The organism is Labilibaculum antarcticum (assembly GCF_002356295.1).
GTDB lineage: Bacteria > Bacteroidota > Bacteroidia > Bacteroidales > Marinifilaceae > Labilibaculum > Labilibaculum antarcticum.
In genome coordinates, this window is record NZ_AP018042.1 from 2,388,258 (window position 1) to 2,400,677 (window position 12,420).

2 protein-coding genes, 4 tRNA genes and 6 rRNA genes are annotated in these 12,420 nt (G+C 42.4%); all 12 read left to right on the forward strand.

Annotated elements, in window-relative coordinates; all coding sequences use genetic code 11:
• Positions 1 to 16: 16 nt before the first annotated feature.
• The 12 genes from dnaG to ALGA_RS09490 all read left to right on the forward strand — a co-directional run bounded on the left by dnaG (position 17) and on the right by ALGA_RS09490 (position 12,350).
• Positions 17 to 1,972, forward strand: a complete 1,956-nt coding sequence (gene dnaG, locus ALGA_RS09435) for a DNA primase (protein ID WP_096433558.1) — start codon at positions 17 to 19, stop codon at positions 1,970 to 1,972.
• 20 nt (positions 1,973 to 1,992) lie between these two features.
• Positions 1,993 to 2,517 (forward strand): pyridoxamine 5'-phosphate oxidase family protein, encoded by a 525-nt coding sequence (locus ALGA_RS09440; RefSeq protein ID WP_096429085.1) that lies wholly within the window; start codon positions 1,993 to 1,995, stop codon positions 2,515 to 2,517.
• 936 nt (positions 2,518 to 3,453) lie between these two features.
• Positions 3,454 to 4,973 (forward strand): 16S ribosomal RNA (locus ALGA_RS09445).
• A 143-nt stretch (positions 4,974 to 5,116) separates the two neighbouring features.
• Positions 5,117 to 5,190, forward strand: a tRNA-Ile gene (locus ALGA_RS09450).
• An 88-nt stretch (positions 5,191 to 5,278) separates the two neighbouring features.
• Positions 5,279 to 5,352 (forward strand) — tRNA-Ala (locus ALGA_RS09455).
• A 118-nt stretch (positions 5,353 to 5,470) separates the two neighbouring features.
• A 23S ribosomal RNA gene (locus ALGA_RS09460) occupies positions 5,471 to 8,346 on the forward strand.
• Between the two features lie 103 nt (positions 8,347 to 8,449).
• Positions 8,450 to 8,560: ribosomal RNA gene (gene rrf / locus ALGA_RS09465) — 5S ribosomal RNA — on the forward strand.
• Between the two features lie 131 nt (positions 8,561 to 8,691).
• Positions 8,692 to 8,802 (forward strand): 5S ribosomal RNA (rrf, locus tag ALGA_RS09470).
• Positions 8,803 to 8,931: 129 nt separating this feature from the next.
• A 5S ribosomal RNA gene (gene rrf, locus ALGA_RS09475) occupies positions 8,932 to 9,042 on the forward strand.
• 1,409 nt (positions 9,043 to 10,451) lie between these two features.
• Positions 10,452 to 11,971, forward strand: a 16S ribosomal RNA gene (locus tag ALGA_RS09480).
• The 16S, 23S and 5S rRNA genes sit together here with 4 tRNA genes alongside, the layout of an rRNA operon.
• Before the next feature lie 143 nt (positions 11,972 to 12,114).
• Positions 12,115 to 12,188 (forward strand) — tRNA-Ile (locus ALGA_RS09485).
• 88 nt (positions 12,189 to 12,276) lie between these two features.
• A tRNA-Ala gene (locus ALGA_RS09490) sits at positions 12,277 to 12,350 on the forward strand.
• Positions 12,351 to 12,420 lie beyond the last annotated feature (70 nt).

The window sequence follows — 12,420 nt, forward strand, 5'->3', positions numbered from 1 at the left end:
TCCTATTTTTGTTGGTATGATTGATCAGTCAACAGTTGCACGAATATTCGATTCTGCTGAAATTTCCGAAGTAGTTTCCGATTTCGTGACTCTTAAAAAAAGAGGCGTTAATTTCTTGGGATTGTGCCCTTTTCATAACGAAAAGTCACCATCCTTTACCGTTTCTCCTGCCAAAGGCATTTACAAGTGCTTTGGTTGCGGAAAAGGTGGGAATCCTGTGAACTTTATTATGGAACACGAGCATCTCGATTACGTTGGTGCATTAAAATATCTGGCAAATAAATACCACATCGAAGTGGTTGAAAAAGAACTTTCGCCCGAACAGGAAAAGAAAAAGAACGATCGCGAGAGCATGATGATTGTGAATTCTTTTGCACAAAAATCATTCACTGAGAATTTACATGAGAATTCGCAAGGTATCGCCATTGGGATGGGATACATGCGGGAACGTGGATTTCGTGACGAAATAATTAAGAAATTTCAGGTTGGTTATTGTTTGGAAGGATGGGATGCATTTTCGAATCATGCTCAAGAATGCGGTTTCAAAAAAGAATACCTGGTAACAACCGGATTAAGTATCGAAAAAGAAAACCGATTACTCGATCGCTTTCGTGGCAGAGTGATTTTTCCAATTCATGGTATAGCAGGCCGGGTTCAGGCATTTGGAGGAAGAATTCTTAAGAACGATAAGAAGTCCGCCAAGTATCTGAATTCACCAGAATCCGAAGTCTATTCCAAAAGCCGAATATTGTACGGTATTTTTCAGGCTAAGAAATCCATTGTTCAAAACGAAAAATGTTTCTTGGTAGAGGGATATACCGATGTACTTTCATTCCACCAGGCAGGAATCGAAAATGTTGTTGCTTCATCAGGAACCGCACTAACTGCCGATCAAATTCGCCTGATTAAAAGATTCACCAATAACATTACTATTATATACGATGGCGATGCGGCAGGTATTAAAGCCTCTCTTCGCGGAATCGATTTGGTGTTGGAACAAGAAGTAAATGTAAAAGTTCTGCTGTTGCCACAAGGCGAGGATCCTGATTCTTTTTCGCGAACCATGGGTGCTAGTGAATTAATGGAATACATCGAAAAAAACGAAAGCGATTTTATTGTATTCAAAACCAATCTGCTTTTAAAAGACGCAAAAGACGATCCGGTGAAGCGGGCCAATCTTATTATTGAAATCGTTCATTCCATTGCAATAATTCCCGATGGTATTATTCGGGCAGTTTATGTGAGAGAATGTAGTAATATTCTAAACGTTGATGAAAGAGTATTGTATACCGAAATCAATAAAATAATTCATAAAGTAAAAGCAGATTCCTGGAAGAACGAACAGAGATCTAACTTACCTTCAGATCAGGAGCGGGAGAAGTTACCAGATAATTCAGCATTTCTTCGTTCGGCCAATGAATGCGATGGGGAAGAACGGGCATTGGTTCGTACCTTGCTTAATTTTGGTTCTGAAATTCTGTTTAGCCAAAAAGATGAAGCTGGAAATGAGGAGAAATTATTAGTAGGACAGTATATTATCGCTGAGTTGACCAATGATGAATTGGAATCTATTAATCCATTGTATCAATTGGTATTCGATCAATATGGTGAAAACATGGAAAAGGAAACTTTCAATGCAAAAACATTCTTTCGCGATCACTCCAACGAAAAAGTGAACCAGTTAGCTGCTGATATCCTAAGTGAACCCCATCAACTAAGTGGTTTATGGACTCGCAAGGAAAGCGTTATTGAAACCGAGGAAGAGAAGTTGGTTTTAATTGTTCCTAAATTGGTGAATGAATACAAAGGAAAAAAGGTTCGTCTTTTAATGAAAGATGTAATGCAGGAAATGCAGAAAGCTCAGGACACCGGTAATTCCGATCGAATGATGGAGCTAATGAAGCAAAAAATGGTGTTGGATCAAATTAAAAATGCCATTTCAAAAGAACTGGGAAATCGAACCATATCATAGAATCTATTAAAATTATATAAATGAAGACCATATTTATTGAATCCAAAGTACAAATCGACGAAATCATTAACTCATGCGATACCTGTTTTTTGGGAGTAATTGATCCTGAAAATAAGCCATATGTTATACCAATGAACTTTGGCTTTCACGATAATTACATTTATTTACATGGAGCAGGCTTTGGAAAACTGATTGATTGTTTGAAATTGAATGCCGAAGCATGTATTACTTTTTGCACACCTCCTGAGTTAGCCTTTCAGGATGCCCACATGGCGTGCAGCTATCGCATGAAGGCAAAAAGTGTGGTTGCACGCGGTGCTATCGAATTTGTCATCGATATGGATCAAAAGGTAGATGCCTTAAACCTTACCATGGCCAATTATACCGATCACAAATTTACCTACAATACTCCAGCCGTTCGTAATGTAGAAGTATACCGTATGAAAATTGACGAACTCACCGCCAAAGAGTTTGGAGCAGAACATGGCAACGAATTCCCCTGGCAAATGAAACGAGACAATAAAGAATCTCAAAAAGATCAATAATATAGCAAGCCTTCTCATCTCGGGAAGGTTTTTTTTTTAGCTTAGGGCGTTTCCCTCATAAATTCGGGTCAGGCTTTCCGTTCCTACTCCTCGCTTTACTCTACTAATATATAGTATCAGGTAAATTAATTAACCTTCCTCTTTCAGCCTATCAAATGATTTTATTCAGCGCTGTGGGGTATCCTCTTCAATCCTTAACGCACGACATTTCAAGTTTTGTTGTTTCAATTATTAGGAATAATACTTCATACGGCATTACAAATACAAGCTCTATCTTTATTTCAAAGAGTAAAGTGTTTTCATTTCCAGGAGAAGAAAGTCATTGTTTTGAGAGGAAAATACCAGGGTGTTTTTCCACTCTGAGTTTATATTAAAAATATGCAATCAGGTTACCAGATAGTTAAGCTAATGTTTCCAAATAGTTTCAAAAAGCATTTGGAAGTGGGGAAAATAATCGTTTATCTTTGCACCGCTTTCAACGGAAGGTGTGCAAGGGTTTGAGTGATTTGAGGAGTAATTTTTATCTCACAAAAACCGGAGTTTATTTTTTTTGAAATTTTTTTGCTTTGGGATTAGGATATGTTGATTTAAATCGATTATCTTTGCACCCGCTTTAAGAGTTAACGAACTCACTGAGCCACTAGGAAACAAAGGGTTTGAGAGTGAAATTAGCTTGAAAATAAAAGTGAAAAAAGATTTGCAGTTGTAGGATTTAATTCCTTATATTTGCACTCGCTTTTAGAGACAGTAACGACTGTCTTTTACAAGAAGATTATTTAGAACAGAGAGGGACAGCTTCGGCTGAAAACTTTCGACCCAAGTTCTTTGAAAATATTGAAAACAACAAGTTAGGTAAATACAAGAATAAAACCTTGTCAATAAAAATTACGATAACTTCAATACATCCATGAGCAGAATTATAATAAAAGTTTTTTTACAACGAAGAGTTTGATCCTGGCTCAGGATGAACGCTAGCGACAGGCCTAACACATGCAAGTCGAGGGGTATAAGTAGCTTGCTACTTAGAGACCGGCGCACGGGTGAGTAACGCGTATGCAACCTACCTTTTACTGGGGAATAGCCCAAAGAAATTTGGATTAATACCGCATAATATATTTGAATCGCATGGTTTAAATATTAAATCTTCGGAGGTAAAAGATGGGCATGCGTAGCATTAGTTTGTTGGTGAGGTAACGGCTCACCAAGACTATGATGCTTAGGGGGTCTGAGAGGATAGTCCCCCACACTGGTACTGAGACACGGACCAGACTCCTACGGGAGGCAGCAGTGAGGAATATTGGTCAATGGGCGCAAGCCTGAACCAGCCATGTCGCGTGCAGGATGACGGCCCTATGGGTTGTAAACTGCTTTTTTACAGGAATAAACTTTGCTACGTGTAGTGAACTGAAGGTACTGTAAGAATAAGGATCGGCTAACTCCGTGCCAGCAGCCGCGGTAATACGGAGGATCCAAGCGTTATCCGGATTTATTGGGTTTAAAGGGTCCGTAGGCGGGCTTTTAAGTCAGTGGTGAAATCCCAGAGCTCAACTCTGGAACTGCCATTGATACTGAAAGTCTTGAATTTAGTTGAGGTGGGCGGAATACGTTATGTAGCGGTGAAATGCATAGATATAACGTAGAACACCGATTGCGAAGGCAGCTCACTAAACTAACATTGACGCTGATGGACGAAAGCGTGGGGAGCGAACAGGATTAGATACCCTGGTAGTCCACGCCGTAAACGATGATTACTCGTTGTGCACAATACACCGTGCGTGACTGAGCGAAAGCATTAAGTAATCCACCTGGGGAGTACGTTCGCAAGAATGAAACTCAAAGGAATTGACGGGGGCCCGCACAAGCGGAGGAACATGTGGTTTAATTCGATGATACGCGAGGAACCTTACCTGGACTTAAATGTAGATTGACCGGCTTAGAAATAGGTCTTCTCTTCGGAGCAATTTACAAGGTGCTGCATGGTTGTCGTCAGCTCGTGCCGTGAGGTGTCGGGTTAAGTCCCATAACGAGCGCAACCCCTATCGTTAGTTGCTAACAGGTTAAGCTGAGGACTCTAGCGAGACTGCCACCGTAAGGTGAGAGGAAGGTGGGGATGACGTCAAATCAGCACGGCCCTTACGTCCAGGGCTACACACGTGTTACAATGGCCAGTACAAAGGGCTGCTACCAGGTGACTGGATGCTAATCTCTAAAGCTGGTCTCAGTTCGGATCGGAGTCTGCAACTCGACTCCGTGAAGTTGGATTCGCTAGTAATCGTAGATCAGCAACGCTACGGTGAATACGTTCCCGGGCCTTGTACACACCGCCCGTCAAGCCATGGAAGCCGAGGGGACCTGAAGTACGTAACCGCAAGGAGCGTCCTAGGGTAAAATTGGTAACTGGGGCTAAGTCGTAACAAGGTAGCCGTACCGGAAGGTGTGGCTGGAACACCTCCTTTCTAGAGATTGGAAGTATTGTATATAGATATTGTAATTCAGATAATGGTTTTATCTGTATTTCCTAACTGACTGTTTTCATTAATTTATTTATACCATAACCCATAGCGTTAGGGTGTTTTCACCGCTAAGCTGATAGGTATTTAGTCCTGTAGCTCAGTTGGTTAGAGCACTACACTGATAATGTAGGGGTCCGCAGTTCAAATCTGCGCAGGACTACTATTTAATTGGTAATTATAAATTAATAATTGGTAATATTTTATTATTAATTGTTAATTATTCATTATTAATTGAAGTGAAACGATATGGGGGATTAGCTCAGTTGGCTAGAGCGCCTGCCTTGCACGCAGGAGGTCATCGGTTCGACTCCGATATTCTCCACACAAATACTATGGTGTATTTAAAGTTCTTTGACATATTGAAACAAAATTAAAGTAGAAGTAACAAGTAAAGAGACATAGATGAATTTCGGTAACGAGATTTATTTTTGTTAACACAATAAGAAGTAATTAAGAGCGTATGGCGGATGCCTTGGCTCTCAGAGGCGATGAAGGACGTGATAAGCTGCGATAAGTCATGGAGAGGTGCAAATAACCTTTGACCCGTGAATTTCCGAATGGGGCAACCCATCTATTTATAGATATCCCGCAAGGGAAGCAAACCCGGAGAACTGAAACATCTAAGTACCCGGAGGAGAAGAAAACAAAAGTGATTCCCCTAGTAGTGGCGATCGAACGGGGATCAGCCCAAACCTATATTGTTTCGGCAATGTAGGGGTTGTAGGACTGCGATATGAGAAGTGGCGTGAAGTGGAATTGTTTGGAAAGACAAATCACAGAGGGTGATAATCCCGTACACGAAAGCAAAATGAATCTAGCAGTATCCTGAGTAGCGCGGAACACGAGAAATTCTGTGTGAATCTGCCGGGACCATCCGGTAAGGCTAAATACTCCTGAGAGACCGATAGTGAACAAGTACCGTGAGGGAAAGGTGAAAAGCACCTCGAATAGAGGAGTGAAATAGTACCTGAAACCATACGCTTACAAGCGGTCGGAGCTACCTTGTGTAGTGACGGCGTGCCTTTTGCATAATGAGCCTACGAGTTACTCCTCACTAGCGAGATTAAGCACTTCAGGTGCGTAGTCGAAGCGAAAGCGAGTCTGAATAGGGCGTAAAGTTAGTGGGGGTAGACGCGAAACTTGGTGATCTACCCATGGTCAGGCTGAAGCTCTGTTAATCCAGAGTGGAGGGCCCAACCCGTTGACGTTGAAAAGTCTTGGGATGAACTGTGGGTAGGGGTGAAAGGCCAATCAAACTGAGAAATAGCTCGTACTCCCCGAAATGCATTTAGGTGCAGCGTCAGAGTCGAGAGTTATAGAGGTAGAGCTACTGATTGGATGCGAGGGCTTCACCGCCTATCAAATCCAGACAAACTCCGAATGCTATAACTTATATCTGGCAGTGAGCCCATGGGTGCTAAGGTCCATGGACGAGAGGGAAAGAACCCAGACCATCAGCTAAGGTCCCCAAATGTATGTTAAGTTGAACTAACGAGGTGAGATTGCATTGACAGCTAGGATGTTGGCTTGGAAGCAGCCATTCATTTAAAGAGTGCGTAACAGCTCACTAGTCGAGCGATCTTGCATGGATGATAATCGGGCATAAAACATACTACCGAAGCTATGGATTTAGAATTTATTCTAACTGGTAGGGGAGCATTCTAGCGGCGCAGAAGCAGTGTGGTAATGCATTGTGGAGCTTCTAGAAAAGCAAATGTAGGCATAAGTAACGATAATGCGGGTGAGAAACCCGCACGCCAATAGACTAAGGTTTCCTGATCAACGCTAATCGGATCAGGGTTAGTCGGGACCTAAGGGGTAGCCGAAGGGCGAACTCGATGGACAACAGGTTAATATTCCTGTACCGGCGCCAACTGCGATGGGGTGACGAAGAGATGAAAGCACCGCGAACTGACGGAATAGTTCGTTGAAGACCGTACGTGATGAGAGATGTAGGCAAATCCGCATCTTGAGCTGAAAGTCGATAGTACTGCAATGCTACGGCAGCGCAGATAGTGTGCCTAATTTTACTTCCAAGAAAAACCTCTAAGCTTCAGGTTGGTGCTGCTCGTACCTCAAACCGACACAGGTAGTCAAGTAGAGTATACTAAGGCGCTCGAGTGATTCATGGCTAAGGAACTCGGCAAAATAGTCCTGTAACTTCGGGAGAAAGGACGCTCTCAGCGATGAGAGCCGCAGTGAAATGGCCCAGGCGACTGTTTATCAAAAACACATGGCTTTGCAAAAACGAAAGTTGAAGTATAAGGCCTGACACCTGCCCGGTGCTGGAAGGTTAAGTGGAGATGTTAGTTTCGGCGAAGCATTGAAATGAAGCCCCAGTAAACGGCGGCCGTAACTATAACGGTCCTAAGGTAGCGAAATTCCTTGTCGGGTAAGTTCCGACCTGCACGAATGGTGTAACGATCTGGGCACTGTCTCAGCCATGAGCTCGGTGAAATTGTAGTATCGGTGAAGATGCCGATTACCCGCAACGGGACGGAAAGACCCCGTGCACCTTTACTGCAGCTTCACATTGATTTTGGGTAAGTAATGTGTAGGATAGGACGGAGACTACGAAGCGGCCTCGCTAGGGGTTGTGGAGTCAACCTTGAAATACGTCCCTTTGCTTATCTGGAGTCTAACGTCTAACGACGGACAGTGTGTGGTGGGTAGTTTGACTGGGGTGGTCGCCTCCAAAAGAGTAACGGAGGCTTCTAAAGGTACCCTCAACACGTTTGGTAATCGTGTGTAGAGTGCAATGGCACAAGGGTGCTTGACTGTGAGACAGACAAGTCGATCAGGTACGAAAGTAGAGCATAGTGATCCGGTGGTTCCGTATGGAAGGGCCATCGCTCAAAGGATAAAAGGTACGCCGGGGATAACAGGCTGATCGCTCCCAAGAGCTCATATCGACGGAGCGGTTTGGCACCTCGATGTCGGCTCGTCACATCCTGGGGCTGGAGAAGGTCCCAAGGGTTGGGCTGTTCGCCCATTAAAGTGGCACGCGAGCTGGGTTCAGAACGTCGTGAGACAGTTCGGTCCCTATCTGTTGTGGGCGTTGGAAATTTGAGAGGATCTGACTCTAGTACGAGAGGACCGGGTTGGACGAACCTCTAGTGCATCTGTTGTGGCGCCAGCTGCATTGCAGAGTAGCTACGTTCGGAAGGGATAAGTGCTGAAAGCATCTAAGCACGAAGCCTACCTCAAGATGAGATTTCCTTTAAGGGTCGTTGGAGACTACGACGTTGATAGGTTGCAGGTGTAAAGGTGGTGACACCAAAGCCGAGCAATACTAATTACCCTAATACTTCTGAGTGCGGGGTTCATCATTGAATCTTTTCAATGTTATTTTTGCTTTAATTTTTCGATATGTCTATGATATTATCTTGAGGGCTATGGTCCAATATAGATTAATGATTTTAGGTGTCTATTGCATCGGGGTTCCACCTCTTCCCATTCCGAACAGAGAAGTTAAGCCCGATTGCGCCGATGGTACTGCCGACTGGTGGGAGAGTAGGTCGACGCCAACTTTTAAAGAGTCTTATTCCAACTAGGAGTAAGACTCTTTTTTTTTATGATTTTATCTTGTGAAGGATTATTCTTTTACAATCAAAAATATTTGAATCCATACTGGCTTAAGGTCAAATTGGATTAAACGATTTTAGGTGTCTATTGCATCGGGGTTCCACCTCTTCCCATTCCGAACAGAGAAGTTAAGCCCGATTGCGCCGATGGTACTGCCGACTGGTGGGAGAGTAGGTCGACGCCAACTTTTAAAGAGTCTTATTCCAACTAGGAGTAAGACTCTTTTTTTATGATTTTATCTTGTGAAGGATTATTCTTTTACAATCAAAAATATTTGAATCCATACTGGCTTAAGGTCAAATTGGATTAAACGATTTTAGGTGTCTATTGCATCGGGGTTCCACCTCTTCCCATTCCGAACAGAGAAGTTAAGCCCGATTGCGCCGATGGTACTGCCGATTGGTGGGAGAGTAGGTCGACGCCAACTTTTAAAGAGTCTTATTCCAAGCGGAGTAAGACTCTTTTTTTTATGCACTAAAATTAAAACGAATTTGATTTGTTGACGATATTGATACGAAACGATAGGATTTGAATGTGTTAATTAGGATTGAAATCTGACTGTTTTTTAATATTATTTCTCAGATCTGGGAAGTTATGTTGTTTTGATAGTAATGTTCAGAAATTTGGAATGAGAGAATTGGTCTAACAACTTCTTAAAGAATCTTCTTAAAAACTTTATTTGAGTTAAACTCCGTTCGATAATCGAAAATATTACATCGATACCAACTCAAACTTGACCTGGATCAAACTAAATAGGATTTTTATTGTGGTACTATTTGATCACTTCTCTTTTTTAACCGAAAAATCATGCCATTAACGATCATGTGTTGCTTCGAGTGTCAACCTAATAAACACAAAAGGAGTCAATTTCTATTAGCATCCTCTTTTACAATTATAAAACCCGTAAGTTATCCTTCCCAATCTTCCATAGAAAATAGTTCGTTACAATAGCTTTAAAGATCAAATAGGATTTAAAGGTATTTGTACCCACGCGCTTTCCTTTCCTTGTTTTATCATTCCCAGGTAGACCATTAAGGACAAATAATTCCTAATTGATGTCTCTTTAATTAAGTTGATGTTTGATTTTATTCTGTCCATTCCCAATTACCAGTTATAAAAACAGGTAATTGGTCGGGCTATTCGCTAAATCTTTTATCTCGTACCTCGGTAAAAGGATATCGCTTCTATCCCTAATGGATGCTGTTTTGTATTGTTAGCCACTAGTGTTTTCCTGGCTATCATTAGTGAATGTTTCCTTTTCTGAGTTTATTTTCAAAATATGCCATCAGGTTACCAGATAGTTAAGCGAATGTTTCCAAATAGTTTCAAAAAGCATTTGGAAGTGGGGAAAATAATCGTTTATCTTTGCACCGCTTTCAACGGAAGGTGTGCAAGGGTTTGAGTGATTTGAGGAGTAATTTTTATCTCACAAAAACCGGAGTTTATTTTTTTTGAAATTTTTTTGCTTTGGGATTAGGATATGTTGATTTAAATCGATTATCTTTGCACCCGCTTTAAGAGTTAACGAACTCACTGAGCCACTAGGAAACAAAGGGTTTGAGAGTGAAATTAGCTTGAAAATAAAAGTGAAAAAAGATTTGCAGTTGTAGGATTTAATTCCTTATATTTGCACTCGCTTTTAGAGACAGTAACGACTGTCTTTTTAGAAATGAAATTTTAGAACAGAGACGGACAGCTTCGGCTGAAACTTTCGACACAAGTTCTTTGAAAATATTGAAAACAACAAGTTAGGTAAATACAAGAATAAAACCTTGTCAATAAAAATTACGATAACTTCAATACATCCATGAGCAGAATTATAATAAAAGTTTTTTTACAACGAAGAGTTTGATCCTGGCTCAGGATGAACGCTAGCGACAGGCCTAACACATGCAAGTCGAGGGGTATAAGTAGCTTGCTACTTAGAGACCGGCGCACGGGTGAGTAACGCGTATGCAACCTACCTTTTACTGGGGAATAGCCCAAAGAAATTTGGATTAATACCGCATAATATATTTGAATCGCATGGTTTAAATATTAAATCTTCGGAGGTAAAAGATGGGCATGCGTAGCATTAGTTTGTTGGTGAGGTAACGGCTCACCAAGACTATGATGCTTAGGGGGTCTGAGAGGATAGTCCCCCACACTGGTACTGAGACACGGACCAGACTCCTACGGGAGGCAGCAGTGAGGAATATTGGTCAATGGGCGCAAGCCTGAACCAGCCATGTCGCGTGCAGGATGACGGCCCTATGGGTTGTAAACTGCTTTTTTACAGGAATAAACTTTGCTACGTGTAGTGAACTGAAGGTACTGTAAGAATAAGGATCGGCTAACTCCGTGCCAGCAGCCGCGGTAATACGGAGGATCCAAGCGTTATCCGGATTTATTGGGTTTAAAGGGTCCGTAGGCGGGCTTTTAAGTCAGTGGTGAAATCCCAGAGCTCAACTCTGGAACTGCCATTGATACTGAAAGTCTTGAATTTAGTTGAGGTGGGCGGAATACGTTATGTAGCGGTGAAATGCATAGATATAACGTAGAACACCGATTGCGAAGGCAGCTCACTAAACTAACATTGACGCTGATGGACGAAAGCGTGGGGAGCGAACAGGATTAGATACCCTGGTAGTCCACGCCGTAAACGATGATTACTCGTTGTGCACAATACACCGTGCGTGACTGAGCGAAAGCATTAAGTAATCCACCTGGGGAGTACGTTCGCAAGAATGAAACTCAAAGGAATTGACGGGGGCCCGCACAAGCGGAGGAACATGTGGTTTAATTCGATGATACGCGAGGAACCTTACCTGGACTTAAATGTAGATTGACCGGCTTAGAAATAGGTCTTCTCTTCGGAGCAATTTACAAGGTGCTGCATGGTTGTCGTCAGCTCGTGCCGTGAGGTGTCGGGTTAAGTCCCATAACGAGCGCAACCCCTATCGTTAGTTGCTAACAGGTTAAGCTGAGGACTCTAGCGAGACTGCCACCGTAAGGTGAGAGGAAGGTGGGGATGACGTCAAATCAGCACGGCCCTTACGTCCAGGGCTACACACGTGTTACAATGGCCAGTACAAAGGGCTGCTACCAGGTGACTGGATGCTAATCTCTAAAGCTGGTCTCAGTTCGGATCGGAGTCTGCAACTCGACTCCGTGAAGTTGGATTCGCTAGTAATCGTAGATCAGCAACGCTACGGTGAATACGTTCCCGGGCCTTGTACACACCGCCCGTCAAGCCATGGAAGCCGAGGGGACCTGAAGTACGTAACCGCAAGGAGCGTCCTAGGGTAAAATTGGTAACTGGGGCTAAGTCGTAACAAGGTAGCCGTACCGGAAGGTGTGGCTGGAACACCTCCTTTCTAGAGATTGGAAGTATTGTATATAGATATTGTAATTCAGATAATGGTTTTATCTGTATTTCCTAACTGACTGTTTTCATTAATTTATTTATACCATAACCCATAGCGTTAGGGTGTTTTCACCGCTAAGCTGATAGGTATTTAGTCCTGTAGCTCAGTTGGTTAGAGCACTACACTGATAATGTAGGGGTCCGCAGTTCAAATCTGCGCAGGACTACTATTTAATTGGTAATTATAAATTAATAATTGGTAATATTTTATTATTAATTGTTAATTATTCATTATTAATTGAAGTGAAACGATATGGGGGATTAGCTCAGTTGGCTAGAGCGCCTGCCTTGCACGCAGGAGGTCATCGGTTCGACTCCGATATTCTCCACACAAATACTATGGTGTATTTAAAGTTCTTTGACATATTGAAACAAAATTAAAGTAGAAGTAACAAGTAA

Bases quoted from the DNA above. Each gene is read 5' to 3' on its own strand.
- dnaG (WP_096433558.1), top strand. From the start codon at position 17: ATGATTGATCAGTCAACAGTTGCACGAATATTCGATTCTGCTGAAATT.
- ALGA_RS09440 (WP_096429085.1), top strand. From the start codon at position 1,993: ATGAAGACCATATTTATTGAATCCAAAGTACAAATCGACGAAATCATT.